At 72.9% G+C, this 24,047-nt stretch carries 22 protein-coding genes and 1 pseudogene; 10 read left to right on the top strand and 13 right to left on the bottom strand.

Annotated elements, in window-relative coordinates:
• Positions 1–39: 39 nt before the first annotated feature.
• Both ACFCLZ_RS27085 and ACFCLZ_RS27080 read left to right on the top strand, forming a co-directional pair.
• The gene (locus tag ACFCLZ_RS27085; RefSeq protein WP_380280097.1) at positions 40–1,362 is read left to right on the top strand and encodes a hypothetical protein; all 1,323 of its coding nucleotides are present in this window, start codon (positions 40–42) and stop codon (positions 1,360–1,362) included.
• Positions 1,363–1,513: 151 nt separating this feature from the next.
• A complete protein-coding gene (locus ACFCLZ_RS27080) occupies positions 1,514–2,770 on the top strand; it encodes a TerD family protein (RefSeq protein WP_380286298.1) in 1,257 nt (418 codons plus the stop codon).
• A 52-nt stretch (positions 2,771–2,822) separates the two neighbouring features.
• On the opposite strand, the gene ACFCLZ_RS27075 is transcribed toward ACFCLZ_RS27080, so the two are convergent.
• Positions 2,823–3,518 (bottom strand): RraA family protein, encoded by a 696-nt coding sequence (locus tag ACFCLZ_RS27075; RefSeq protein ID WP_380280095.1) that lies wholly within the window; start codon positions 3,516–3,518, stop codon positions 2,823–2,825.
• A 184-nt stretch (positions 3,519–3,702) separates the two neighbouring features.
• On the opposite strand from ACFCLZ_RS27075, the gene ACFCLZ_RS27070 reads away from it, so the two are divergent.
• Both ACFCLZ_RS27070 and ACFCLZ_RS27065 read left to right on the top strand, forming a co-directional pair.
• Positions 3,703–3,933, top strand: a complete 231-nt coding sequence (locus tag ACFCLZ_RS27070; protein ID WP_380280093.1) for a hypothetical protein — start codon at positions 3,703–3,705, stop codon at positions 3,931–3,933.
• Positions 3,934–4,206: 273 nt separating this feature from the next.
• Positions 4,207–4,800, top strand: coding sequence for a Uma2 family endonuclease (locus tag ACFCLZ_RS27065; RefSeq protein WP_380280091.1), 594 nt, complete (start codon positions 4,207–4,209; stop codon positions 4,798–4,800).
• Positions 4,801–4,867: 67 nt separating this feature from the next.
• On the opposite strand, the gene ACFCLZ_RS27060 is transcribed toward ACFCLZ_RS27065, so the two are convergent.
• Together ACFCLZ_RS27060 and pruA are read right to left on the bottom strand one after the other, a co-directional pair.
• Positions 4,868–5,797: a proline dehydrogenase family protein gene (locus tag ACFCLZ_RS27060; protein ID WP_380280089.1), complete on the bottom strand. Its 930-nt coding sequence runs from the start codon at positions 5,795–5,797 to the stop codon at positions 4,868–4,870.
• 130 nt (positions 5,798–5,927) lie between these two features.
• Entirely contained in the window at positions 5,928–7,556 is a 1,629-nt protein-coding gene (gene pruA, locus ACFCLZ_RS27055) for an L-glutamate gamma-semialdehyde dehydrogenase (protein ID WP_380280087.1), read from the bottom strand.
• Positions 7,557–7,745: 189 nt separating this feature from the next.
• Between pruA and ACFCLZ_RS27050 the strand changes: the two genes are divergently transcribed.
• Positions 7,746–9,347, top strand: coding sequence for a PucR family transcriptional regulator (locus ACFCLZ_RS27050; protein WP_380280086.1), 1,602 nt, complete (start codon positions 7,746–7,748; stop codon positions 9,345–9,347).
• A gap of 57 nt (positions 9,348–9,404) precedes the next feature.
• Here ACFCLZ_RS27050 and ACFCLZ_RS27045 read toward each other — a convergent pair whose 3' ends face one another.
• Together ACFCLZ_RS27045 and ACFCLZ_RS27040 are read right to left on the bottom strand one after the other, a co-directional pair.
• Positions 9,405–10,886: an alkaline phosphatase PhoX gene (locus ACFCLZ_RS27045; protein WP_380280084.1), complete on the bottom strand. Its 1,482-nt coding sequence runs from the start codon at positions 10,884–10,886 to the stop codon at positions 9,405–9,407.
• Positions 10,887–11,140: 254 nt separating this feature from the next.
• Positions 11,141–12,514, bottom strand: coding sequence for a hypothetical protein (locus ACFCLZ_RS27040; RefSeq protein WP_380280082.1), 1,374 nt, complete (start codon positions 12,512–12,514; stop codon positions 11,141–11,143).
• A 189-nt stretch (positions 12,515–12,703) separates the two neighbouring features.
• Here ACFCLZ_RS27040 and ACFCLZ_RS27035 point away from each other — a divergent pair, with 189 nt between their 5' ends.
• The gene (locus ACFCLZ_RS27035) at positions 12,704–13,150 is read left to right on the top strand and encodes a VOC family protein (RefSeq protein WP_380280081.1); all 447 of its coding nucleotides are present in this window, start codon (positions 12,704–12,706) and stop codon (positions 13,148–13,150) included.
• Positions 13,151–13,165: 15 nt separating this feature from the next.
• Here the strand turns inward: ACFCLZ_RS27035 and ACFCLZ_RS27030 are convergent, their stop codons facing one another.
• Positions 13,166–14,788 (bottom strand): hypothetical protein, encoded by a 1,623-nt coding sequence (locus ACFCLZ_RS27030; RefSeq protein WP_380280079.1) that lies wholly within the window; start codon positions 14,786–14,788, stop codon positions 13,166–13,168.
• 332 nt (positions 14,789–15,120) lie between these two features.
• On the opposite strand from ACFCLZ_RS27030, the gene ACFCLZ_RS27025 reads away from it, so the two are divergent.
• Positions 15,121–16,452, top strand: coding sequence for an MFS transporter (locus ACFCLZ_RS27025; RefSeq protein ID WP_380280077.1), 1,332 nt, complete (start codon positions 15,121–15,123; stop codon positions 16,450–16,452).
• Between the two features lie 58 nt (positions 16,453–16,510).
• Here the strand turns inward: ACFCLZ_RS27025 and ACFCLZ_RS27020 are convergent, their stop codons facing one another.
• From ACFCLZ_RS27020 to ACFCLZ_RS27010, 3 genes and pseudogenes are all read right to left on the bottom strand, one after another.
• Positions 16,511–16,747 (bottom strand): hypothetical protein, encoded by a 237-nt coding sequence (locus ACFCLZ_RS27020; RefSeq protein WP_380286428.1) that lies wholly within the window; start codon positions 16,745–16,747, stop codon positions 16,511–16,513.
• 36 nt (positions 16,748–16,783) lie between these two features.
• A pseudogene (locus ACFCLZ_RS27015) lies at positions 16,784–17,007 on the bottom strand (transposase); the annotation flags it as partial.
• A 67-nt stretch (positions 17,008–17,074) separates the two neighbouring features.
• Positions 17,075–18,382: a DUF1254 domain-containing protein gene (locus ACFCLZ_RS27010; RefSeq protein WP_380280076.1), complete on the bottom strand. Its 1,308-nt coding sequence runs from the start codon at positions 18,380–18,382 to the stop codon at positions 17,075–17,077.
• Between the two features lie 225 nt (positions 18,383–18,607).
• On the opposite strand from ACFCLZ_RS27010, the gene ACFCLZ_RS27005 reads away from it, so the two are divergent.
• On the top strand, positions 18,608–19,039 hold the full coding sequence (locus ACFCLZ_RS27005) for an NUDIX domain-containing protein (RefSeq protein ID WP_380280075.1): 432 nt from the start codon (positions 18,608–18,610) through the stop codon (positions 19,037–19,039).
• A 97-nt stretch (positions 19,040–19,136) separates the two neighbouring features.
• On the opposite strand, the gene ACFCLZ_RS27000 is transcribed toward ACFCLZ_RS27005, so the two are convergent.
• Positions 19,137–19,622, bottom strand: coding sequence for a hypothetical protein (locus tag ACFCLZ_RS27000; RefSeq protein WP_380280073.1), 486 nt, complete (start codon positions 19,620–19,622; stop codon positions 19,137–19,139).
• A 232-nt stretch (positions 19,623–19,854) separates the two neighbouring features.
• Here ACFCLZ_RS27000 and ACFCLZ_RS26995 point away from each other — a divergent pair, with 232 nt between their 5' ends.
• Positions 19,855–20,700: a hypothetical protein gene (locus ACFCLZ_RS26995; protein ID WP_380280072.1), complete on the top strand. Its 846-nt coding sequence runs from the start codon at positions 19,855–19,857 to the stop codon at positions 20,698–20,700.
• 39 nt (positions 20,701–20,739) lie between these two features.
• Positions 20,740–21,846, top strand: a complete 1,107-nt coding sequence (locus ACFCLZ_RS26990) for a serine hydrolase domain-containing protein (protein WP_380280070.1) — start codon at positions 20,740–20,742, stop codon at positions 21,844–21,846.
• A 71-nt stretch (positions 21,847–21,917) separates the two neighbouring features.
• Here the strand turns inward: ACFCLZ_RS26990 and ACFCLZ_RS26985 are convergent, their stop codons facing one another.
• From ACFCLZ_RS26985 to ACFCLZ_RS26975, 3 genes are read right to left on the bottom strand one after another with little or no spacing between them, the layout of a single operon-like run.
• Positions 21,918–22,292 (bottom strand): metal-sulfur cluster assembly factor, encoded by a 375-nt coding sequence (locus ACFCLZ_RS26985; protein WP_380280068.1) that lies wholly within the window; start codon positions 22,290–22,292, stop codon positions 21,918–21,920.
• 24 nt (positions 22,293–22,316) lie between these two features.
• On the bottom strand, positions 22,317–22,769 hold the full coding sequence (gene sufU, locus ACFCLZ_RS26980; protein ID WP_380280066.1) for a Fe-S cluster assembly sulfur transfer protein SufU: 453 nt from the start codon (positions 22,767–22,769) through the stop codon (positions 22,317–22,319).
• Between the two features lie 19 nt (positions 22,770–22,788).
• On the bottom strand, positions 22,789–24,036 hold the full coding sequence (locus ACFCLZ_RS26975) for a cysteine desulfurase (protein ID WP_380286297.1): 1,248 nt from the start codon (positions 24,034–24,036) through the stop codon (positions 22,789–22,791).
• Between the last annotated feature and the right edge of the window lie 11 nt (positions 24,037–24,047).

Raw genomic sequence — 24,047 nt, 5'->3', positions numbered from 1 at the left:
CCACGACCGCAACGGCGACTTCAGGGGAGGGAGGGTCAGATGACTCTGTCCGACGACACCGGTCAGGACGCACCGTACGCGCACGACCGGTACCGCACGCGAAACGGGCGACACGGCCGTCCCGGGCCGTTCGGCGGCCGCCTGCGGCTGCCCACCCTGCGGTTCTCCGGCGCCGCGATGGCGATGTCGACCGTCGTGGGCATCAGCATCGCCACCACCTTCCTGCTCAACGAGCAGCAGGGCGTGGGTCGCCGGGCCGGGACCGCCCGGGTCGGCTCCAGCGGGCCGCCCACCCCGGCCACCTCCCCCGACGCCGGCTCCGCCACCGGCACCGGCACGACCTCCGGCACCGGGACCGCGGCCGGCCCGGACACCTCAGGCCCGGACACCAAGGCGGGCCGTCGCCCGGCCGGCCCCGCCTCGTCCGGCACCCGCGCCCCCGACGCCGTGCCGGCTCAGCGCACCTCCTCCCCGCCCGTCCCCCGCACCGGCGGCGCGCCGTCCACCGCGCCGCTCGCCGAGGGCCCGGCCTCCCGACACGGCGTCACCGGCGGCCCCGCCACGGAGCAGTCCGGCGCCACCGGCGCCCCGGAGACCCTGGCCGGCGGCCGCCCGGAGCACCCGCAGTCCGCCGACGAGCAGTTCGCCCCCGCCGGCACCGGCGCGCAGACCGCCCGCCGGCCCGCCGAGGACCCGTCACCGTCCGGTGCCTCCCCCTCGCCGTCCCCCTCCGTGCCCGCGCCCTCGCCGACCACGCCCCGCCCGTTCGTGCCCGCCCCCGACACCCCGGGCGTCCCCGTTCCGTCCCCGCGCGACTGGACCGGCGGCACCCTCGGCACGACCGACGACGACGGCGCGGACGACACCGGTTCGAACCGCCCGGGTGCCACCGCGGACGAGGCCGACGACCAGGCGCTCGGCGGCACGGCCCTGGTCCAGTCGCTCGGCCGCGACGGCACCCGGCACGTCCTCGCGCTGACCGTCACCGAACCGCTCACCGCGCTGCAGGCCGAGTTCCGCCTCGCCCCCGGCGCGGCGGTCCCCGGCTCCGGTACCGCCTGGACGGACCTCGCCGGCGCCGTGGTCACCACCCATCAGGAGCGCGGCGCGGCGGTCTACCGCTTCAGCACCCCGCCCGGAACGGACGTCCGCCCCGGCCGCTACACCTTCACCGTGCGCGGCACCCGTCCCGCCGGGCACGCCACCCGCCCGGCGGCCGCCGCCCCGCCCCGGGCCGCGGTCCGGCGGGGGACGCCCGAGTCCTGGAGCGCCGGCGCCTTCGGCATCGCCCGGCCGCGCGCCGTCTCCACCCTCGGCGGCTTCGCCACGCCGGCACCGCGCGCCGCCGCCCCGGCCGGCTGACCGCCGGTCCGACAACCCGACAGGTCAGCGCCCCGTTCGGGCTCATCCGGCCGGGCTCGTTCGTTACTGTGGTCGCCAGCCGGCACAGCCGCCCCACCGCCGGGGCCGGCGCCGCACCACCGCATCCCAGGAGGAGTTCGTGTCCACGGTCCTGACCCAAGGCGGCAACGCCCCGCTGACCGCCGCGCGGGTGACCGTCGAGGTCACCGCACCCAAGGCGCTGGACGTTTCGGGCCTGCTGCTGACGGACGCCGGAAAGGTCCGCTCGGACGACGACTTCGTCTTCTACAACGCCCCGAACGGCCCCGGCGTGACCCACCGCCCGGCCGCCGCCGGGACGCCGGACGCGATCATCGTCGACACCGCCGCCGTCCCGGCCGGGATCACCAAGATCGTGGTGACCGCGAGCCCCGACGAGGCCGGCGCCACCTTCGCGGGCATCGAGCCGACCGCGACCGTCCGGGACGCCGCCACCGGCGAGGTGCTGGTCACCTTCACCCCGCCGCCGCTCAGCCGGGAGACCGCGCTGATCGTGGTCGAGGTCTACCAGCGCAACGGCGCCTGGAAGGTCCGCGCGGTCGGCCAGGGCTACGCGAACGGCCTGGCCGGCATCGCCACCGACTTCGGCGTCAGCGTCGACGACCAGCCGGCCGCCGCCCCGGCCCCCGCCGCCGCACCCGTCGCACCGCCGGCACCCCCGGCGGCCCCGGCGCCCCCGGCCCCGGTCGACCCCCGGCTCGCCATGGCCGCCGCCCCGCCGATGCCGCAGGCCGCGCCCCCGATGCCCCCCGCTCCCCCGGCCCCGCCGGCCGCCGCCGCCCCGTCCTTCACCAAGGTCACCCTGGACAAGGGCCGGGTCAGCCTCACCAAGGGCGGCTCGGTCTCCCTGGAGAAGAACGGCAAGCCGTTCCTGTCCGCCGTCCGGATGGGCCTCGGCTGGGAGCCCGCCGGCCGCGGCCGCAACATCGACCTCGACGCCTCCTGCCTCGCCTTCGACGCCAAGCGCGAGAAGCTGGACACCGCCTGGTTCATGAAGCTGGGCATCTTCAACGGCGCGATCGCCCACTCCGGCGACAACCTGACCGGCGAGGGCGGCGGCGACGACGAGTCGATCACCGTCCACCTCGACGGCCTGCCGGCGGAGGTCTGCGGGCTGGTCTTCGTGGTGAACTCCTTCTCCGGCCAGAAGTTCACCGAGGTCAAGAACGCCTACTGCCGCCTGGTGGACCCCGCCACCAACCAGGAGCTGGTCCGCTTCGACCTCACCCACTCCGAGCCGCACACCGGCGTGGTGATGTGCAAGCTGATCCGCCAGTACTCCGGCGAATGGGTGATGACCGCGATCGGCGAGTACGTCGACGCCAAGACCGCCCGCGCCATGGTCAAGCCCGCCGCCGCGATGCTCTGACCCCAGCCCCTTCGGCGCCCCTGGCACTTTGCCAGGGGCGCCGCCCTTCTCCTCACTCCTCGATCGCACCGCCGGCCCGCCGCAGGTGCTGGCGGAAGCTGTACCCCGGGTCGGCGGCGCGGCGCTCCAGGTACGCGTCGAACGCGGTCTGCCGGCGCAGCGTGTCGCCCGAGCGGATCCGCTCCGCCTGCGCGCGCTCGGTGCGGGCGAGGCCGGCCGCCGTCTCCAGCACCTCGTCCAGCCGGGCCCCGGGCACGAACAGCACGCCGTCGGCGTCCGCGAACACCACGTCCTCGACGCCCACCAGGTGCGGCCCGAACCGGGCGCTGACCAGCGCCTCCGGCTCCCGCACGTCCAGCCGCAGCGGCCCGAGCGGCAGACTGCCGTAGCTGAACACCGGCAGCCCGATCTCCACCAGCTCCGGGGTGTCCCGGTGCAGCCCCCACACCACCACCCCGGCGGCCCCGGCGGCCCGCGCCTCCAGCACGGCGAGGTCCCCGACGCACGCCTCGTCGGTCCGCCCGCCGTTGTCGATCACCACCACGTCCCCCGGCTCGGCCGCCCCGTACGCCTCCAGGAAGACATCCACGCTCCCGTAGTGCCGCACCGGCAGCACCCGCCCGGCGACCCGGCCCCCCGGCACCACCGCCGCCACCCCGGCCGGCGCCGCCCGCACCTCCGCCCCCACCCGCACGCACGCGTCCGCCACCAAGGGCGTCGACAACTCCGCGAACCGCCGCACCACCATGCCAACTCCTCCCGGCCACCCCCGAGTTCACCACCTCCCCGACCCTACTCCGGACCCCCTTCACCCCATCGGGTGAAAACCCGCACATGCGGCAAGGTCCCACCACCCCTGCGACTTAGCGGCCCCTCCACCGGCACCGACCGGTCGCCTACGGTGGGGTCCCCCGACGACCGGAGGTCCCCCCATGCCGGAAGAACAGCCGCCGCCGAACTACCGCAGCTACACCTGGGAGGACGAGGCCACCGGCGCCCAGTGCCTCGCCTTCTACCCGGACGACGACGAAGCCGACGACGACCGCAAGGCGCAGCTGCGCGCCATGGCCCGCCGGGCCTTCCCGGACCTCGACCTGTCGGCCGACCCGCCGGCGGAACGCGCCAGGCCCACCCTGCGCCTGATCCGCGGAGACGCCTCCTGAACACACCCGCCGGCCCCGCGTTGCCGCTCGATCCGCCGTTCCCGCAGCCCAGCAGTCCAAGGCGCCCCCTCCGCCGACGCGGAGGGGGCGCCACAGCAATCGGCCCGACCCGGCGCAACGTGTTGCCCGCGTGGATCCGCTCCGCCTGCGCGCGCGGACGATGCCGGCCCCACGGCGCCCACCGCCTCACACCATCGGGTGAAAAGCCCCCGCGCACGGCATAACCCCGATCGACCCGGCACTAGCGTGACGCCCACCTGAAGGAGGGGCATCATGAGTGCTGTGGCGCATGAGAAACCGATCACGGACTCCCCGTCGCAGGAGGACATCCTGCTGGAGGGTTTCCTGAGCCTGCACTCCCCCGAAGGCTTCCGGGCCGAGCTCATCGAGGGAGAGATCATCGTGGCACCACCGCCGGACGGCGATCACGAGGACTACATCGACCTGCTGATCGACCAGGTGAAGGCGATGTCCAAGGTCCACATGCAAGTGTCGGGCGGCAAGGGCCTCCGACTCGTGAGCGGTGGCCTCTGCCCGAAGAACCATGTCATCCCGGACGCCACGTTCGCTCCGAAGGAGTTGCGTCTCTTCCGCGGCGCCCCGTCGTGGATGGAGCCGGACGGTGTGGCGATGGTGGCGGAGGTGACCTCCAGCAAGCCCGACCAGGACCGCATCACCAAACGCCACTGCTACGCGCGCGCCAAGATCCCCCTCTACCTGCTCATCGATCGCGACCGATCGCAGGTCAGCCTCTTCAGCAACCCCCACCGTGAGGAATACACCGAGGTGCACATCGCGGCGTTCGGTGAGCCACTGCCCCTTCCTGCGCCCTTCGATTTCGAGCTGGACACCAAGGAGTTCCTCTAGAACTCGAAACGCACGACGGCCCGCGCCCTCCGGGTGGAGGGCGCGGGCCGTCGGGTGCGCGTACGCGTCAGCCGCGGGTGGCCATCGCGCGCAGGAAGAAGGTGAGGTTGGCCGGGCGCTCGGCGAGGCGGCGCATGAAGTAGCCGTACCACTCCTGGCCGTACGGGAGGTACACCCGCATGGTGTTGCCCTCGCCGGCGAGGCGCAGCTGCTCCTCGGGGCGGATGCCGTAGAGCATCTGGTACTCGAAGGAGTCGCGGTCGCGGTTGTTCCACTGGGCCAGCTGGCCGGCGATCTTGATCATGTTGGGGTCGTGCGAGGCGATCATCGGGTAGCCCTCGCCGGCCATCAGGACCTTGAGCGCGCGGACGTACGCGAGGTCGACCTCGTGCTTGCCCTGGAAGGCGACCGACTCGGGCTCCTTGTAGGCGCCCTTGCACAGGCGCACGCGCGAGCCGGCGCCGGAGAACTCACGGCAGTCGGCCTCGGTGCGGCGCAGGTAGGCCTGGAGGACGACGCCCAGCCAGGGGAAGTCCTCGCGCAGCTCGCGGGCGATGGCGAGGGTGGAGTCGGTGGTGGTGTGGTCCTCCATGTCGAGGGTCACCGTGGTGCCGGCGTCGGCGGCGGCCGCGCAGATGCGGCGGGCGTTCTCCAGCGCGATCTTCTCGCCGTCCACCGGGAGGAACTGGCCGACGGCCGAGAGCTTGACCGAGACCTCGGCGCCGGCGGCCAGGCCGGTCTCCTTGAGCGCCTTGAGCAGGTACTCGTAGGCCTCGGCGGTGCCGGCGGCCTGGGCGGCGTCCTGGGTGTCCTCGCCGAGGTGGTCCAGGGTGACCTTGCGGCCGGTGGCGACCAGGTCGTCGCAGGCGGTGACGGCGTCGTCGAGGGCCTCGCCGGCGACGAACCGCTCGACTATCGCGTGGGTCGGCGGGAACTTCTCGACGACGGTGCGGACCTGGGAGGACCGGGAGGCCGCGAGGAGGGCGGAACGGAGCATCGTGACTCCTGGAGCTGGTGTTTCCAAGGGTGGCAGAAGTGACGGGCGGCGGGCGGGTGGTCAGCCCGCCGCCCGTGGGACGCGCCGGCTGCGGGACCGGGGCGTCGGGGGACTACGTCGTCCGGGGCACTCAGCCCATGTGCGGGTAGCGGTAGTCCGTCGGCGGGACGAAGGTCTCCTTGACCGAGCGGGTCGAGGTCCACCGCGCCAGGTTCTGCTTGGCCCCGGCCTTGTCGTTGGTGCCCGAGGCGCGGGCGCCGCCGAACGGCTGCTGGCCGACGACCGCGCCGGTCGGCTTGTCGTTGATGTAGAAGTTGCCGGCCGCGTTGCGCAGCTTGAGCATCGCGTGCTGGACGGCCTCGCGGTCCTGGGAGATGATCGCGCCGGTCAGGCCGTAGGCCGACACCGACTCCATCTGCGTCAGCATCTCGTCGTACTTCTCGTCCTCGTAGACGTGCACGGCCAGGACCGGACCGAAGTACTCGTCGCGGAAGTACTCGCTCGCCGGGTCCTCGCAGACCAGGACGGTCGGGCGGACGAAGTAGCCGACCGAGTCGTCGTAGCTGCCGCCGGCCAGGACCTCGACCCGCGGGTCGGCCTGGGCGCGGTCGATGGCGGCCTTGTTCTTGGCGAAGGCGCGGTCGTCGATGACGGCCGACATGAAGTTCGACAGGTCGGTGACGTCGCCCATGGTGAGGCCCTCGACCTCGTCGCGGAACTCGTCCTTCAGCTCGGCCCAGATCGAGGCCGGGACGTAGGCGCGGGACAGGGCGGAACACTTCTGGCCCTGGAACTCGAAGGCGCCGCGGGTCATGGCGGTCTTCAGCACGGCCTTGTCGGCGGACGGGTGGGCGACCAGGAAGTCCTTGCCGCCGGTCTCGCCGACGATCCGCGGGTAGGTGCGGTAGCCGGAGATGTTGCTGCCGACCTCGCGCCACAGGTGCTGGAAGGTGGCGGTGGAGCCGGTGAAGTGGATGCCGGCCAGCGCCGGGTGCTTCAGCGCGACGGCGGAGACGTCCAGGCCGTCACCGGTCACCATGTTGATGACGCCCTTGGGCAGGCCGGCCGCCTCCAGCAGCTGCATCAGCAGGTGCGCGGAGAACTGCTGGGTCGGCGAGGGCTTCCACAGCACCACGTTGCCCATCAGCGCCGGGGCGGTCGGCAGGTTGCCGGCGATGGCGGTGAAGTTGAACGGGGTGATCGCGTAGACGAAGCCCTCCAGCGGGCGGTGGTCGCTGCGGTTCCACACGCCGTCCGAGGAGATCGGCTGCTCGGCCATGATCTGGCGGGCGAAGTGCACGTTGAAGCGCAGGAAGTCGACCAGCTCGCAGGGGGTGTCGATCTCGGCCTGCTGCGCGGTCTTGGACTGGCCGAGCATGGTGGCGGCGGCCAGGGTCTCGCGCCAGGGGCCGGCCAGCAGGTCGGCGGCGCGCAGGAAGATCGCGGCGCGGGAGTCGAAGGAGAGCGCCTGCCAGGCCGGGGCCGCGGCCAGGGCAGTGTCGATGGCCTCCTGCGCGTCCGCCTGGGTGGCGTTGCGCAGGGTGCCGAGCCTCGCCGCGTGGTTGTGCGGCTGGACGACGTGGAACTCGGTGCCGCCGCCCATCCGGCGCTCACCGTTGATCGTCATGGTCAGCTGGACCGGCTCCTGGCCGCCCAGCTCCTTCAGCTTGGCCTCCAGACGGGCCCGTTCCGGGCTGCCCGGGGCGTAGCTGCGGACCGGCTCGTTCACCGGCGCGGGGACCTGGGTCACAGCGTCCATGAGCGCACGCTCTCCTTCGTTGTGTGCGGGGGGATGCCGGCGCGGGTCGCACGCCGGCCACATGACGAACGCTATTCCTGTACCGGGGCCCGCTTGATTGGCCGGACGGCTAAAATCATCCGGACGGCGTTGTCCGCCCGGATGAAGAATTCGCGGACCAGCCCTCCGGACGCCCCCGAGGAGGCCCGTATGACCACCCCCGGCCTCCCGCTCCGGCAGCTGCTGATGTCCCTGGGCGAGCCGCTCGTCGAGCTCCAGGCCGCGCCGAACGGGCTGGACGTCCCGGTCCGCGACGTCGCCATCCTCGACCCCGAGGACCCGCCCACCGCCGCCCCCGGCGAACTCGTGCTCGCCATCGGCGCCCGCGGCCGGGCCGCGCTCCCGGCGCTGCGCGCCGCCGGCCGGGCCGGGGCCGCCGCGGTGGCCGTCAAGCTGGACGCGCCCGGGCAGGCCGACGCGCTGCGCGAGGCGGCCACCGAGGCGGGCGTGGCGCTGCTCTCGGTGCGCCGCGAGACCCGCTGGGAGCACCTCGACTCGCTCGCCCGCGCGATCATCGCCGGGCCGGACGCGCCGGACACCCCCGGCGCCGCCGAGCACAACGCCGGCGACCTGTTCTCGCTCGCCCAGACCGTCGCCGTCCTCACCAACGGCATCGTGTCGATCGAGGACACCTCCAGCCGGGTGCTCGCCTACTCCCGCTCCTCCGACTCCGACGAGGTCGACGACCTGCGCCGGCTCTCCATCCTCGGCTGGCAGGGCCCCGAGCCCTACCTGTCCAAGCTCCGCGAGTGGGGCGTCTTCCAGCACCTGCGCAGCTCCGACACCGCCATCGCGGTCGACCCGCACCCGGAGCTGGGCCTGCGCCGCCGGCTGGCGATCGGCATCCGGACCGGCGCGCAGCCGCTCGGCACCATCTGGGTGCAGGAGGGCTCCCAGCCGCTCGCGCCGCTCGCCGAGCAGGCGCTGGTCGGCGCGGCCCGGGTCGCCGCGGCGCAGCTGGTGCGCCGGCGCCGGGAGCTGTCCGCGGACGTGCGGCTGACCCAGACCCTGCTCACCGGCCTGCTGGAGGGCTCCACCGGCCCGCAGTCGCTCGCCACCCACCTCGGCCTGGACCTGCGCCGCCCAGCCACCGTGCTGGCGTACAGCGCGGGCACCACCGAGCAGCTGAACCGGGCCGAGGTGACCGGCCTCATCTCGGTGCACACCGCGGCCCGGCACCGCGCCGCGCTGCTCGCGCCGATCGAGTCCCGGGTCTACGTGCTGCTGCCCGAGCTGCCCGCCAACCTGCCGATGGCCACCGTGCGCGGCTGGGCGCAGGAGGTGGTCGAGGCGGCCCGCGACCACCTGGGCGTCCCGCTGCGCGCGGCGATCGGCTCGACGGTGGACGGCCTCGCCCGGGTCCCCGAGTCGCGCGCCCAGGCGGACCGGATCCTGGACGCGATGGGACGCGGCGGGGTGGACCTGGAGGTCGCGGCGCTGATCGACGTCCAGGCGGAGGTGCTGGTCAGCGAGATGCTGGCGCTGCTCCAGGAGCGCGGCGGCCTGCGCGACCCGCGGCTCACCGCGCTCGCCGAGTACGACCGCCGGCACGGCACCCGGCTCGCCGAGTCGGTGCTGGCCTGGCTGGACGCGCTCGGCGAGGTCCGGGTCGCGGCGGACGCCCTGCACATCCACCCGAACACCCTGCGCTACCGGGTCCGCCGGGCCGAGCAGCTGACCGGCATCGACCTGGCCCAGCCCCAGCAGCGGCTGCTCGCCATGCTCCAGCTGCGGCTGCCGGCCGACTCCTGAGGACGCGACAGGGGCCCGCTGCGAGGAGCGGGCCCCTGTCACTCACCTGCGCTCAGCTCACTGGCCGTAGCCCTGGCCGCGCTTGTGCTCGTTCAGGCGGTGCCACGGGCCGGTGATGGCCAGCTGGATGCCCGGGGTCTGGATGTTGGCGAACAGGGTCTTGCCGTCGTCCGAGAAGGTGACGCCGGTGAACTCGCTGAACTCGGGCTTCTCGGCGGTGCCGATGTTCAGCTCGTTGCGGGCGATCGCGTAGGTCAGGCCGTCCTCGGTGGCGCCGAACAGGTGCGAGACGCCCTCGCCGTCCTCGGCGATCACGATGCCGCCGTAGGGCGAGACGGTGATGTTGTCCGGGCCGTCGTAGTTGTCGTGGTCGCCCCAGACGTCGGTGTTGACGCCCAGCAGGACCTTCAGGGTGATGGTGCGGCGGGTCGGGTTGTAGAACCAGACCTGGCCGTCGTGCTGCAGCGGGCTCTCCGAGCGGGCGAAGCTGGAGACGAAGTAGAAGCCGCCGTCACCCCACCACATGCCCTCCAGCTTGCGGGCGCGGGTGACCTCGCCGTCCTTGAACTGCTTGCGGACGGAGACGGTCCGCGCGTCGCGGTCCTGGACCTTGACCCAGTCCACGCCGTAGGTGGTGCCGACCGTGGTGGCGCGCGACAGGTCGTCGATGAACTTGCCCTGGGCGTCGAAGACCTTGAAGGCCTCCAGCACACCGGCGTCGGCGGCCAGCTTGCGCAGCTTGTAGCGGCCGTGCTTGAAGCCGGCCTCCGGGGTCCAGCGGAACAGCAGGCCGTTCGGGTTGGAGGCGTCCTCGGTCAGGTAGACGTGGCCGCGCTTCGGGTCGACGACGACGGCCTCGTGGGCGAAGCGGCCGAACGCCTTCACCGGCTGCGGGTCGCGGTTGTAGTCGTCGTCGAACGGGTCGACCTCGAAGATGTAGCCGTGGTCCTTGGTGAAGCCGTTCTTGCCGGCCTTGTCCTCGGTCTCCTCGCCGGACAGCCAGGTGCCCCACGGGGTGACGCCGCCCGCGCAGTTGGTGGCGGTGCCGGCGATGCCGACCCACTGCTCGACCTTGCCGTTGGCCTTGGCGTGCACGATGGTGCAGCCGCCGGCCGCGCCCGGGTCGTAGACGTGGCCCTCGGTCAGCGGGACCGGGTTCGGCCAGTTGGCGCGGGCGCCGCCCAGCTCGTGGTTGACGACCAGCAGGTTGCCGCCGCGCTCGTCCTCGAACGCCGAGGTGCCGTCGTGGTTGCTCGGGGTGAACTCGCCGGTGCGCAGCTTGGTGACGCCGGCGCGGTTCACGACCTTGTACTTGAAGCCCTTGGGCAGGGCCAGCAGGCCCTCCGGGTCGGCGACCAGCGGGCCGTAGCCGACGGCGACGCGCTCGGCCTCGGCGGCCGCGGCGACCGGCACCTCGCCACCGGCCGGGGCGGCGATCGCGCCCGGCGCGCTGGCCAGGGCCTCGGCGCTGCCGGCGATCAGAACGCCGGCCCCGACGATGGTGGAACGGTTGACGAAGTCCCGGCGGGACAGCGACATGGCAGTCACTCCTGAGGGGTGGGCCGCCGACCGGGGAGGTCCCCGGTGCGTGGCGTGCGAGGTGTCGAGGCTGGTCGCCGACGCCCAGCAGACTCGGCCCGCCCGGTGAACGCCCGGTGAAGCGCACGCCTCGCCGGAGTGGTCATTTGCCGACCTTATGCGAACCCATGACTCAACGTTTGCCCTGTCACCACAGGTCACACCGTGAGTCGGGCGGGCGTCACCCGCCGTTCGGCCTTTGACGGCCCGTCGGCTCACCGTCCGACCCGCGCCGCCCGCCACTGCTCCCAGGCCGCCAGCCACAGTTGCTCGCCCATCCGGTGCTCGCCCCGCTCGCCGCGCTCCCCCCACCTGACCTGCCGCCAGGCGCGCTGCGCCGGCACGCTCGCCACCTCGCTGGCGAACACCGCGTACCGGATCGACTCCTCCACCGCGGCCTCGCCCTCCGGCGTGCCCACCACCCAGTGCGTCACCTGGGAGAGCCGGCCGAGCTGTTCGACCATCGTGGCCACCGCCTCGGCCGCCTCCGCCCGGGTCTCCGAGGCCAGCCGCATCTGCTGGCGCACCGCGGCCTCCCAGCGCAGCGCGCCGGCCTCCGCGCGCGCCCCCCGGAGCAGCCGGGGCGGGCGCCCGGAGCGCAGCCGCGCCTCCAGGGCGGCGGCCTCGCTGATGCCGTGCGCGATCACCGCCCGGTGCGCCTCCAGCCCGCTGACCGGGGAGAGCTCGCGCTGCTCCACCGGCAGGTTCCGGCCGCGGCGGACGGCCAGCTCGCGCAGCAGCGCGGTGCGGCCGCTCAGGTAGCGCTCGTGGTCCCCGATCCGCGCCAGCTCGATGCCGCCCGGCGGCACGCCCCGCCCGCAGACCGTGACGGTCAGCCCGTCCACCCGGAACCGGCCCGCCCAGACCGGTTCCACCCCGCCCATCGGGCAACAGCCCGGCAGCGCCGCGCCGGACCACAGGCCGCGCCGGTCCTCGTGCACCTCGACGGCCCGCGACTCGCCGTCGACGGTGATCCACTCGCGCAGGGCCCGGACCCGGCCGGGGGTGTCCCCCTCGTCCACGCCGAGCTGCTCGTAGACCCGGTCGCGCTCGTCCTCGACGACGTCCTCCAGCTCGGGCAGCGGCTCGTCGCGGTCGGCGCCCGGCCGGTGGGTGCGCACGGTGACGTACGGGCCGTCCGGCGAGGTCCAGTCGCCGAAGCCGACCTCGATCCAGCCGGGCGCGGTCCACGGCCCGGTGCGCCCGGCCCGCTCCGCCTCCGGTCCCGCGCCGCCCGGCACCCCGGGAGCCCCCGCGGCGGCGCCGTCCGTCCCGTAGGCGACCAGCGCGCCGCCGGCCGGCCCCGGCACGGACGCGACGCCGTACACCGGGAAGTCGGCCGCGACGAGGGTGCGGCGGGCGAACTCCTCCTGCACGGCGAGGAACTCCTCCAGGTCGCCGACCGGGCACCCGTCCGGGTACCTGCCCGGGGACCCGTCCGGGTGGCCGTCCGGGTGGCCGTCCAGGGGCTCCCCCGGGCGGTGGTTCGGGCACTCGTCCGGGCCTCCGCCCGGGCGGTCGCACGGGTCCACCGTCCCCGCACCGTCCCCGTACCGGCCGTCCCGGCCCCCTCCGCTCGCCCGCGTCATCCCGCGCCGCACCCCCTGTCCTCGCCGCCCTCACCGGGCCGTCGGCACCGTGCCGTCGACACCCGGGCAACGATACGTGGCCCGACCTGCCGGGTCATCAGGCCCTTTGTCCGCCGGGCGGATCGGCCGTCCCACCGGACGGCCGCGTCCGGGGAGCCGCTGTCGGTCCCCGTCCCTACGCTGGCGGGCATGACAGCAACCACGCCCGTCCCGGCCCGGCTCAGCGTCGTCACGCTCGGTGTGAGCGACCTCGACCGCAGCGCCCGCTTCTACGAGGCGCTCGGCTGGCACCGCTCCGCCGCCTCCAGCCCGGACATCGTCTGGTTCCGCACCGCGGACTCGGTGCTCGGCCTCTACCCCCACGAGGAGCTGGCCGCCGAGGCGGGCGTACCGTCCGTCGGCGAACCGGCGTTCCGGGGCGTCACCCTCGCCGTGAACCTGGAGTCCCCGGCCCTGGTGGACACCACCCTGGAGACGGCGGTGGCGGCCGGCGCCGTCGTGGTCAAGCCGCCGACGGCGACCGGCTGGGGCGGTTACTCCGGGTACTTCGAGGACCCGGACGGCCACCTCTGGGAGCTGGCCCACAACCCCTTCTTCGCCTTCACCGAGGACGGCTCGCTCGACCTGCCCCGCTGACCGGGGCGCCGCCGCTCACCCCTTGGAGCGCGCCTTGAACGCGGCCTTGCGGGCCTCCTTGGCCACCGCCCGGTCCGGGTGCAGCTCGCCGACCGCCTCCAGCACATCCGCCGTGTACGGGTGCTCGACCCGCCACAGGTCGCCGAAGTAGCCGCCCGGCTCGTCGGTCACCGGCAGCTCGGCGACCAGGTCGCGCAGCTGGTCCGGATCGCCGCCAGTGTCCAGCAGCTGGGCCGCGAAGGCGTCCACGACCGTCCACAGCGCCATCGCCCGGTCCGGCGCCGGCACGTCCGCCACGCCGAGCGAGACCAGCCAGGCCCGCGCGCCGCCGCCCAGCTCCGGATCGTCCAGCACCTCCCGGACGGCCGGCTCGGCGGGCGCGCCGAGCAGGGTCAGCGCCGAGTGGCAGAGCAGCCGCCGCATCGGGGCGTACGCGTCGATGCCGCGCGCCGCCGCGAGCAGCTCGCGCGCCGCCGCCACCGGCTCCCGGCCGGCCACCCAGACCTTCAGCTCCTCCTCGGGCAGCACGTTCGCGGCCTCGCTGACCCCGCGGAGCAGCTCGGCGGCGTCGCCCCGGGCCAGGTCCCCGACCAGCGGCGCGTCGTAGCCGTCCTCCAGCAGCCACTGCCGGATCCCGTACTGGCCCAGCGGGGTGAGCCGGACCAGCCCGAACCGCGCGGACTCCGCCTCGTCCAGCTCCGCCGACTCCGCCTGGGCCGCAGGCTCGACCGCCCCTTCCTCCTCCTCGTCGAAGAGCTCCGGGTCGATCGGCCGGTACTCCAGCAGGCCCAGCTCGGCGAGGTCGGCGAGCATCGGGTCCAGGGCGACCATCACATCGGTGATGTCGCCGAGCAGCTCGTCGCTCGGCTCCTCGCCCTCCGGGACCACCAGCAGCGCCGCCAGCACGCCCAGCGGCACCGTCTCACGGCCCGGCTCGGCGAAGGCGGTGGTCTCGTACAGCACCTGGAGGGCCTCGTCGAGCAGCTCGGCGGCCTCGTCGCGGGCCTCCTCGACCTCGTTCAGGCCGTCCTCGTCCTCTTCCTCCGCCTGCTCCCCGTCCTCCGTCTCCAGCTCCTGGGAGTCCGCCTCCACCGCCAGCTCGCGGACGATCCCGGCGGCCGTCAGCCACAGTTCCAGGACGGTGTCGGCGTCGCCCGCCTCGGCCGGCTCCAGGTCCGGGCCGGGGACCGCGACGTGCTCGCCGGCCACCGTGGTGCCGATCTCGACCAGGTCCAGGTCACAGGCCAGCGACCAGGCGCGCATCGCCTCGACCACCGCCTCCTCCGGCGCGTCCCCCTCCTCGGGGGCCAGGCCGAGCTGCCGGGCGGCCGGGGCCCGGTCCGGGCCGGTGAGGTCGCCGAACTCGTCCACCGCGCGGTGCGGCGCCGCCCAGCGGGCCAGCTCCAGCGCCCACCCGAACATCGGGACGGCCTTCGCCAGCTCGGCCAGCTCCGGCTCGGACGGCAGCGTGACCGGCGGGACCAGCACCGCCGCGTCGTCCAGGTCGTCGTCGTCCAGCCCGTGCGCGGCGAACGCCCCGTACAGATCCTGCAGCTCCAGGTCGGCGGGCAGCACCGCGCCCTCGCCCGGCGCACCCGCCGCCGGGGTGTCGGCGTTCCTACGACGTCGTGCGGCCATCGTTGCGCGTTCTCCCTACGCCGAGCGGTCAGCCGGGCCGGGGCCCGCGGAGATCACCTCCGCGTCACCGGTCCACCACCTCAGCGTATAGGCCGGGCACGCCCGATGCCCGGCCTCCAGGGGCGCGCGCCGCAACCGTGCGCCCACCCCTTATCCTTCGAAGTCGGTACCGCGCACAACCCCGCGCGCGCCGACGGGCAACGTAGCCCCCCTTCAGCTCACCTGCCCCACCAGGGAGCCCGCACCGAGGCCACCACCACAGCGCCGCCAGGACGGGCGCGCCGGCACACCCCGCCGACCCGGGTGGTGCCCGGCCACAGGAGACCCCTGCCATGGCGGACCTCTCCCCCGCCGGCTCCGGCCTGCGCACCGCGCAGTTCGACGGACGCCGACTGTCGGAGGCCCTGCTTCCCCTGGAGCTCGCGCCACGCGCCCAGCTCCAGCTCTCCGCGATCAGCCGCTGGAACGCGCTGCGCGGAGTACGCGTCGGCCTCGTCGCCGCCGCCCTGCTCCTCATGCTGATCGGCGCCAACCTGGCCACGCCGATCTACTCGCTCCTCCAGCAGCGGCTGCACCTCACCGCGCTGGACACCACGATCCTGTTCGCGATCTACGTGTTCGCGCTGGTCCCGGTGCTGGCCGTGGTCGGCCACTGGTCCGACCACCTCGGCCGACGCGCCCTGATCCTGCCCGCCGTCGCGCTGTCCGCCGTCGGCGACGTCGTGTTCGCGACCTCCGGCAGCTTCTGGCAGCTCGCCGCCGGGCGGGCCGTCCAGGGCATCGCCGTCGGCCTGTCCACCGGCGCCGCCGGGGCCGCCCTCGGCGACCTGCTGCCCGACCGCCCGACGCTCGCCGCCAAGATCACCCTGGCCTGTTCCGCCGGCGGCGTCGCGCTCGGCCCGGTGGTCGGCGCCCTGCTGGCCGACGGTTCCGACCCGCTGCTCACGCCCTTCCTGCTGCACGCGATCGCCCTGGTGGCACTCTGCATGCCACTGGCTCTCCTCCACCCCCGGATGCCCGGCCGCAACCGCCCACCGGCCACCCCGCCCCGGATCACCACCCCGGCCCACCTGCGCCCCCAGCGCCTGCGGCTGCCGCGCACCGGCCGTCGTGAGTTCCTGCTCGCCGCCGCGGCCGGATTCATCTCCTACGCGGTGTTCGGCGTCTACCTCAGCCTGGCCCCGGCCTTCGCCGCCAAGCTGCTGCACACCGACTCCAAGCTGATCGGCGCCGTCGTGGCCGCCCTGCTCCTCGGCTCCTCGGCCGTCGCCCAGCTGCTCGTCCCGCCCACCGCCGACCGCGTGGTCATCGCCCTCGGCATGGCCGGCCTGGCCACCGGCCTGGGCCTGGTGGTCGGCGCCCAGTACACCGGCACCCCGGCGCTGCTCTTCATCGGCAGCGTCCTCGGCGGCGCCTGCCAGGGCATCGCCTTCCGCTCCCTGTTCACCACCGCCGTCGCGGCGATGAACCCCGAACGGAGGGGCTCCGAGCTGAGCTCCCTGTGGATCATCATCTACCTCGGCTCCTCCCTCCCCATCGTCGCCGTAGGCGCCCTCGTCCAGGTATATGGCCTCCTCCCCGCCACCAGCGGCTTCACCCTCCTGGCCGCCCTCCTCTGCGCCACCCTGGCCCTCGCCGTCGCCAAGCGCCCCCGAACCGCCTGACCCCCCACGCACAGACGCCGCCGCCCCGGAACGAACCTCGTTCCGGGGCGGCGGCGTCTCATCCCCAGGGCTTCCAGGCATCCGTCCTGATCTCGACATCGAACGGCTCCGGCAACCGAACGCCCTCCCCGAACTTCCACTCACCCAGGGCTTGGTACGTAGCCTCAGCCTTGTTCGGCTCGCCGAACAAGGTGACGCCCGACTGCCGCGGGTCCCGGTCCACCAACAGGTAGTACGGCACTCCGCTCCGCGCGTATCCACTCCACCTGGTGGGCTTGACCTGCCGCCCGAACATGGGGCGACGATCATGGCAGGCGGTGGATACGTCGGCCCACGCCCGTAGTCTGCGCCAGGCCGTAACCCCGGAGCAGCCCATGGCTCGGCGGGGACGTCGCGCCAGGCGACACCGGTCCGCAGGACGAAGATGATGCCGGCGAACGCCATCCGGTCGGAAACCCGAAGCCGCCCAGGGTATCGGCGACAGCGCTCGGGAGCGGGCGGCAGCAGCGGGGCCAACCGCTCCCACAAGTCGTCCGGAACAAGATCGGTGCGCACCGGGGCACCCTGCCGAACAAGATCACCGGGCGCAGGAGCCGGTCTCGATCCGTTGCGAGGCGATCGGTTATGCCTTGGTGACCGCGGGCGGGTTCCAGGTCCCGTCGAGGGCTTCGGGCTTCGGTGCGTAGAGGCGCATCGTGATGCCGAGCGGGCCGGAGGGGGCGGGCAGCCAGTTGTTCAGCCGGTCCGGGCCGGGGTTGTGCTGGGAGATGTAGATGGTGAGCGATCCGTCCTGCGTGTCGTAGTCCAGGGTGTCACGGTCGCCGAGGGCGAAGCGGTCGAGTTCGTTCGCGACCTGGTAGCCCTCGCCGTCGTACACGGTGACCGACCAGAAGGCGCCGGCGGGCGGCATCGCGTCGGCCTCGAACCGCAGGAGGTAGTCGTTGTCGCCGTTGACGGGCTCGCTGTCGGCGTCGGTGGCCAGGACAGGGTAGACGGCGTCCTCGGGAGGGTTGGCACCGAGGCCGCCGGCGGCGACCACTGCGCGCTTGAAGTAGCTGTTGCCGTAGGCGCCCATGGTGTCGAGAGAAGTCCGCCAGCCGTTGGCCGCGGTTCCGAAGCTGGCCATCGACCCGAGGATCTGGGCGAGGGCTTCCTGCGCGCCGGCGTCGATCTCGGCGAGCTCGGCCTCGGTGAAGCGGCCGGGGTCGAACTCCTGGCCCGCCACGATGCCCAGGTTCGCGATCCGGGCCAGGACGGAGAAGTCCGCAGCGTGCGGCGGGTTGGCCGCCAGCGTCTGGGCGGCCCACGTGAAGAAATCGACCGCGCTGAGGTTGTTGACCAGGGCGAGTGTGTCGGCCTCCACGTCGATCTGATCGTCGAGCTCGTACTCGCGCGGCGGAACCGCGTTCAGCGTGTAGCCGTCCTGGACCTTGTGGACGGCGGTGTAGTCGGCCGGGCCGTTGGTCTGCGTGCGGCCGATGATCCACACGTAGGGGGTCGGTGCCCGCAGCACCGTCACCCCGGCCCGCGGAGTGCCGTCATAGTCGGGGCCGACGATGAGGTAGTCCTGGTCGCCGGTCCCGGTGGTGCGCTTGCCGATGGTGGCGAACACGTCGGTCCACATGTCCATCAGCGGGAGCATGAAGTACCGGTCTGCGGTGTCACTCACGTGCAGTTCCACCGTGCCGGCGGTCAGGTCCAGCCAGGCGTTGGAGTACAGCGTGTCGAAGTTCGGCCGCACCACGGCCCGGAACTCCGCCGAAGGGAACTCGCGCAGGTGTTGGAACTCGTTCGGCGCGCCGTAGCCCGGCTTCTCCGTCGCCAGGGGAGAGGTGCCCTGTCGGCGGGTGACGTCCATCATCACCAGCGGGTAGAGGTAGGTGTACGCCTCGCGGGCCAAGGTCCGTGGATCAGCCGACAGCATGCTCATGCCTCAACGCCTCCAAAGCGTGACGACCCCCTAGCTGAGAGCCACGAACAGTCTGTCGTTGGACGATCCGCGGCGCCAGAGCGCCTCGCAAGCCAGCTGCTGCTGAACCGTCGGAGTGCCTGCGGAAGTCATTCTGAAACGGTCAGCAAGGAGCGGTTTGCGCAGCAGCCGGCTGACGTTCGGCCTGTCCGTCAGACATGGAAACCGACGGCTATGGTGGGCACCATGCAGCACCGTGTCCGCGCCGTCCTCGTCACTCCGAACGACACCATGCTGCTGATCAAGCGCATCCGCCCCGGCATCGCACCGTACTGGGTGATCGTCGGCGGAAAGGTCGAGCCGACCGACGCCAGCCCCGAGGACGCCCTGTCGCGCGAGGTCCGCGAGGAGGTCGCCGGCGAAGCCCGGATCGTCGGCCTCCTCCACAGCATCGAGACCGACGACGAGCGCCAGGACTTCTACCTCGCCACCATCGAGAAGTGGGACTTCGAGAACCGCAGCGGTCCCGAGTTCAGCCAGGAAGGCCGGGGCGAGTACCTCCTGGAGGAGATCCCCCTGACCACCGAGGCGCTCGACGCGCTCAACCTCCTGCCGCAGGAGATCGCCACGGTCCTCTGCGAGGCCGTCGCACGCGGGGACCTCGCCACTGCCAGGTAGTCACGGACACCTCCGCTACGCCTACGTCCCCCCGACCAGCACAAACACCGCCGCCCCGAAACCTCCGTTTCGGAGCGGCGGCCAGCTGATGGCATCGTCAGCTTCTACGGATGGCACCCTCGGGCCACACGACCGTCACAGGTAGCTGGGCGGCACGGGCCGCGGCGACAGTGTCAGCGGTTCCCCCACGCCCACTGCCGGGCCTGCCGTCCCACACGGCGAACAAGTGGTCAGCACGGCGCAGCAACTCGTTGTTGGCGGCTTCGTACGCCTCGCGGTTGGCCTCGGTGAACGGCATGACGACAACCTCGGCGGCGGCCTGGTGAAGACGGTCGAACTCGGCTGCGTACGCCGGCTTGACCTTGGTCTCACGGTAATCGGCCGACGGGACTACGGCGATCAGTCGGCCTCCGAGCGAGAGCACCGCGTCAGCGAAGATCGAGCCCGCACCCTTGGCGATGCACGAGACACCGGTGAGGCCGTGCTCGGCATGGTCGGCGAGTAGCTGATCCAGCGCTTCGCGGACCAGGATGACACTCTCTTCGGTGAGGTCCATGTGCCCGGTCACCGCGATCACGGTCATGCCGCTCCCCCTTTGAGTCAGTTCGCCAGTAGCTCGCGGGACGGTAGCGGGAGTCGCCGAGCCGGGGAGAGCCTTGGACCCTATCAGGTAGTCACGAACGGCTCACGCTGCGTCAAATGGCGTGGTACGTTCCGTGCTCAAAGAGAAAATTGCGACCCCGGCGGTGCTACCAACACCCCGGGGTCCGGCAACAGGAGCTGACACTCCAATGCGTATCCATCGTAGCGCCCACGTGCGCAACTTCACCGTCCTTCCCAACTCCGTGTTGCAGAAACGGCAGTTGAGCTACACCGCCCGCGGCCTGCTCGCGGATCTGCTCTCCCGGCCCGATGGGTGGCGGGAGGACGGGCGGCACATGGCCGACACCAGTCCGCAGGGGCGTGGGGCCGTTCGCAAGGCTTTGAAGGAGCTCACCGACGCCGGCTACTACCGGGTCGAGAAGGTCCGGCTGCCCGACGGGACCCTCCGCAGTGAGGCGCACGTCTACGACACCCCGCAGCTCGCGCGGCCGGGTGTCATCCGTCCGGCGTCCGGTGGGCCGCCGACCGGAAGCGCTGGCAGTCCTGTTGTAAAGGACCGGGGCCAAGAACCCACCCTCCCCCCGGAGTCGGCCGACGAAGACGAGCGGGAGGCGGTGGACACCCTGTTCCGCGCGATCCGGGCCGAGCCCCGGTTGCGGCTGGGTGAGGCCGAGGCGCGGGAACTGGCGCCGCTGGTGGGGCGGTGGTTGGCGCGCGGCTGCACTGCGGCCGACCTCGCGCACGCCCTGTTGCCGGGTCTGCCGGCTCCGATCCACTCGGCGGCGGCCGTGCTCCGCTACCGGCTGGAGCGCAAGATGCCTCCCTCCCGGCCGGCGGAAGGGACCCCGAAGACCAGCTACTCCGAGTGCGCCAAGTGCCACGATCCGGTGCCCGCACCGGGGATCTGCCGGGCCTGCGCGGGCCTCGGCGGGCAGCCCGAGGCGGTCGGGGGCGGCGCTTCCGTGACGGCCAGAGGTGTCGCACGCGCACGTGCCGCCCTGCTGGGAGCGAGGGCGCCGTATGTCGAGATCGTTCCCTCGGTGGCGACCTACGGGTGAGCGGTGCACAGGGGCGCCGCAGCTGAGGAGGGAGCAGCCGTGCAGGAGCTTGTGCAGCGGGCCGTCGACGAAATGGTGGAGTCGGGCGAGGAGTTGGGTATCCAGGTCGCGGTGTACCGGCACGGGGAGCTGGTGGTGGACGCCGTGGCGGGGGTCGCCGATCCGGACAGCGGGCGTCCGGTCGCCTCGGACGTCCCGTTCTACAGCGCCTCCACCGGCAAGGGGGTGACCGCGACGGTGGTGCACGTGCTCGCGGAGCGCGGGGTCCTCGACTACGACCAGGCGATCGTGGAGCTCTGGCCCGAGTTCGGGGCGCACGGCAAGCACAAGGCGACCGTCCGCCACGCGCTGACCCACTCGGTCGGCGTCCCGGCGGTGCCGGCCGACCTCACGGTGCGGGACCTCGCCGACTGGGACGGGATGTGTGCGCTGATCGCCGACTCCGAGCCCTGGTGGGAGCCCGGGACCAGGACCGGCTACCACGCGATGACCTGGGGCTTCGTCATGGGCGAGATCGTGCGCCGGGCCACCGGCAAGCCGATCTCACAGGTGCTCAGGCAGGAGGTGGCGGTGCCGCTGGGCATCGCCGACGAGCTGTTCTTCGGTGTCCCGGAGTCCGAGCTCGGGCGGCTCGCCCGGCTCGAGGAGGCGCCCGGTACCGCCGCGATCATGGCGGCGATGCCCGCCGACCTGCCGTTGTTCAGGGCCACGCCGCCCGCCGTGACCCCCGGCGCCGCGTACGGCAACGACCCCGTGGTGCTCACCTCGGACATTCCCTCGGGTGGCACGATGTCCGCCCGCGCGGTGGCCAGGATGTACGCCGCGCTGCTCGGTGAGGTGGACGGCGTCCGGCTGGTACCGGAGGAGCGGCTGCGCGAGATCACGACACTGGCCACGGCCGACGTCGACCAAATGATCGGCTTCCCGGTGCCGCGCGCACTGGGCTGGAACCTCGGCCGGCCCGGGGCCGACCTGCGGGCGACCCGGAGCACCTTCGGCATGCCCGGCATGGGCGGCAGCGCGGCGTACGCCGACACCGCGACCGGGATCTCCTTCGCGCTGACCAAGAACCGGTTCTTCCCCGGTCCCTCCACCGCGGTCGACCGGATCGGTGCGCTGGTCGCGAAGGCCGCCGCCGCCCACTGAAACGCGCGGCCCCTTCCCCGGAAACCCGGAAGGAAGGGGCCGCGCGGCAGCGGGTCGACGATCGACAGGCCTCAGACGTTGAAGCCGAGGGCGCGGAGCTGCTCGCGGCCGTCGTCGGTGATCTTGTCGGGGCCCCACGGCGGCATCCAGACCCAGTTGATGCGCAGGTCCTGGACGAGGCCGTCGGTGACGGTCTTCGCCTGGTCCTCGATCACGTCGGTCAGCGGGCAGGCCGCCGAGGTGAGGGTCATGTCGATGGTGGCCACGTCGGACTCGTCGATGTGGACGCCGTAGATCAGGCCGAGGTTGACGACGTCGATGCCCAGTTCGGGGTCGACGACGTCCATCAGGGCCTCGGTCAGGTCCTCGACGGAGACGGTGCCGGCGCTGGTGCCGACCGGGCCGGTCGCGGTCTCCTCCGCAGGGGAGGTGGTTTCGTCGCTCATGGTGGGTTGTCCTCCTCTGCGGTGTCAGTCGGTGACGGCGGGGTGCTCGGCGAGGGCCTTGGCGGTGGCGTCCTTCCAGGCCATCCAGCTGAGCAGGGCGCACTTGACCCGGGCCGGGTACTTGGAGACGCCGGCGAACGCGACGGCGTCCTCCAGCACCTCCTCGTCGCCCTCGCCCTGGCCCTTGCTCTGCATCAGCTCCAGGAAGGCCTCCTGGACCGCCTGCGCCTCGCCCACGGTCTTGCCGACCACCAGGTCGTTCAGCACCGAGGCGCTGGCCTGGCTGATCGAACAGCCCTGGGACTCGTACGAGACGTCGGCGACGGTGCCGCCGTCGAGCTTCACCCGCAGGGTGATCTCGTCGCCGCAGGTCGGGTTGACGTGGTGCACCTCGGCGTCACCGTCGCGCAGCCCCTTGCCGTGCGGGTTGCGGTAGTGGTCCAGGATGATGTCCTGGTACATCGAGTCGAGCTTCATGGTCGCGTGCCCTGTCCCGTCAGCCGAAGAAGTTCCGGACGTGGTGCAGGCCGTCGATCAGCGCGTCGACCTCGCCCGGCGTCGAGTACAGGTAGAACGACGCCCGCGTGGTCGCCGGAATTCCGTACCGCAGGCAGACCGGCCGCGCGCAGTGGTGGCCGACGCGCACCGCGATGCCCTGCTCGTCGAGCACCTGGCCCACGTCGTGCGGGTGGATGTCGCCCAGCGTGAACGAGATCGCCGCGCCGCGGTCGACGGCATTGCGCGGGCCGATGATCCGCAGGTCCGGGACCTCCAGCAGCCGCTCCACCGCGTACGCGGTGATGGCGTGCTCGTGGGCGGCGATCCGCTCCATGCCGATGCCGGACAGGTAGTCGATGGCCGCGCCCAGCCCGACCGCCTGGGCGATCGGCGGGGTGCCGGCCTCGAACTTGTGCGGCGCCGGGGCGTAGGTGGACGAGCCCATGGTGACGGTCTCGATCATCTCGCCGCCGCCGAGGAACGGCGGGAGGTCCTCCAGCAGCTCCTGGCGGCCCCAGAGCACGCCGATGCCGGTCGGGGCCAGCATCTTGTGGCCGGTGAAGGCGACGAAGTCGGCCTCCAGCGCCTGCACGTCCAGCACCATGTGCGGCGCGGCCTGCGAGGCGTCGATCACGACCAGCGCGCCGACGTCCTGCGCCTTGCGCACGATGGCCTCGACCGGGTTGACCGTGCCGAGCAGGTTGGAGACCAGGGTGAAGGAGACCACCTTGGTCTTCTCGGTGATCAGCTCGTCGATGTTGGAGAGGTCGAGCCGGCCCTCGTCGGTCAGCCCGAACCACTTCAGCTTCGCGCCGGTGCGCTGCGAGAGCAGCTGCCACGGCACGATGTTGGAGTGGTGCTCCATCTCCGTGATGACGATCTCGGACTCGGCGTCCACCCGGTAGGGCTCGTCCGCCCAGGTCAGCATGTTGGCGACCAGGTTGAGCGACTCGGAGGCGTTCTTGGTGAAGACCACCTCGTCGCGGCTCGGCGCGTTGATGAACGCCGCGACCTTGTCGCGGGCGCCCTCGTACAGCGCCGTGGCCTCCTCGGCGAGCACGTGCACGCCGCGGTGGACGTTGGCGTTGTGCCGCTCGTAGTAGGCGTTCAGCGCGTCGAGCACCTGGCGGGGCTTCTGCGAGGTGGCCGCGTTGTCCAGGTAGACGAGCTGCTTGTCGTCGTGCAGCAGCCGCTGCAGGACCGGGAAGTCCTTGCGGATCGCGTCGGTGTCGAGCAGTCCCGACAGGACCGCCGACT

The sequence above is a fragment of the Kitasatospora purpeofusca genome, from assembly GCF_042691725.1.
Taxonomy (GTDB): domain Bacteria; phylum Actinomycetota; class Actinomycetes; order Streptomycetales; family Streptomycetaceae; genus Kitasatospora; species Kitasatospora purpeofusca_B.
Note: the sequence above shows the minus strand (reverse complement) of the source record. Positions and strands in the feature narration are given on the sequence as shown.

What these genes read in the sequence shown, in the direction of transcription:
- ACFCLZ_RS27040 (WP_380280082.1), bottom strand. Translation starts at nt 12,514, where the DNA reads ATGACGCGGGCGAGCGGAGGGGGCCGGGACGGCCGGTACGGGGACGGT.
- sufU (WP_380280066.1), bottom strand. Translation starts at nt 22,769, where the DNA reads ATGAAGCTCGACTCGATGTACCAGGACATCATCCTGGACCACTACCGC.
- ACFCLZ_RS27065 (WP_380280091.1), top strand. Translation starts at nt 4,207, where the DNA reads ATGAGTGCTGTGGCGCATGAGAAACCGATCACGGACTCCCCGTCGCAG.
- ACFCLZ_RS26985 (WP_380280068.1), bottom strand. Translation starts at nt 22,292, where the DNA reads ATGAGCGACGAAACCACCTCCCCTGCGGAGGAGACCGCGACCGGCCCG.
- ACFCLZ_RS27010 (WP_380280076.1), bottom strand. Translation starts at nt 18,382, where the DNA reads ATGAGCATGCTGTCGGCTGATCCACGGACCTTGGCCCGCGAGGCGTAC.
- ACFCLZ_RS27070 (WP_380280093.1), top strand. Translation starts at nt 3,703, where the DNA reads ATGCCGGAAGAACAGCCGCCGCCGAACTACCGCAGCTACACCTGGGAG.
- ACFCLZ_RS27030 (WP_380280079.1), bottom strand. Translation starts at nt 14,788, where the DNA reads ATGGCCGCACGACGTCGTAGGAACGCCGACACCCCGGCGGCGGGTGCG.
- ACFCLZ_RS27000 (WP_380280073.1), bottom strand. Translation starts at nt 19,622, where the DNA reads ATGACCGTGATCGCGGTGACCGGGCACATGGACCTCACCGAAGAGAGT.
- ACFCLZ_RS27085 (WP_380280097.1), top strand. Translation starts at nt 40, where the DNA reads ATGACTCTGTCCGACGACACCGGTCAGGACGCACCGTACGCGCACGAC.
- pruA (WP_380280087.1), bottom strand. Translation starts at nt 7,556, where the DNA reads ATGGACGCTGTGACCCAGGTCCCCGCGCCGGTGAACGAGCCGGTCCGC.
- ACFCLZ_RS27005 (WP_380280075.1), top strand. Translation starts at nt 18,608, where the DNA reads ATGCAGCACCGTGTCCGCGCCGTCCTCGTCACTCCGAACGACACCATG.
- ACFCLZ_RS27075 (WP_380280095.1), bottom strand. Translation starts at nt 3,518, where the DNA reads ATGGTGGTGCGGCGGTTCGCGGAGTTGTCGACGCCCTTGGTGGCGGAC.
- ACFCLZ_RS27060 (WP_380280089.1), bottom strand. Translation starts at nt 5,797, where the DNA reads ATGCTCCGTTCCGCCCTCCTCGCGGCCTCCCGGTCCTCCCAGGTCCGC.
- ACFCLZ_RS27035 (WP_380280081.1), top strand. Translation starts at nt 12,704, where the DNA reads ATGACAGCAACCACGCCCGTCCCGGCCCGGCTCAGCGTCGTCACGCTC.
- ACFCLZ_RS27045 (WP_380280084.1), bottom strand. Translation starts at nt 10,886, where the DNA reads ATGTCGCTGTCCCGCCGGGACTTCGTCAACCGTTCCACCATCGTCGGG.
- ACFCLZ_RS27025 (WP_380280077.1), top strand. Translation starts at nt 15,121, where the DNA reads ATGGCGGACCTCTCCCCCGCCGGCTCCGGCCTGCGCACCGCGCAGTTC.
- ACFCLZ_RS27050 (WP_380280086.1), top strand. Translation starts at nt 7,746, where the DNA reads ATGACCACCCCCGGCCTCCCGCTCCGGCAGCTGCTGATGTCCCTGGGC.
- ACFCLZ_RS27020 (WP_380286428.1), bottom strand. Translation starts at nt 16,747, where the DNA reads ATGTTCGGGCGGCAGGTCAAGCCCACCAGGTGGAGTGGATACGCGCGG.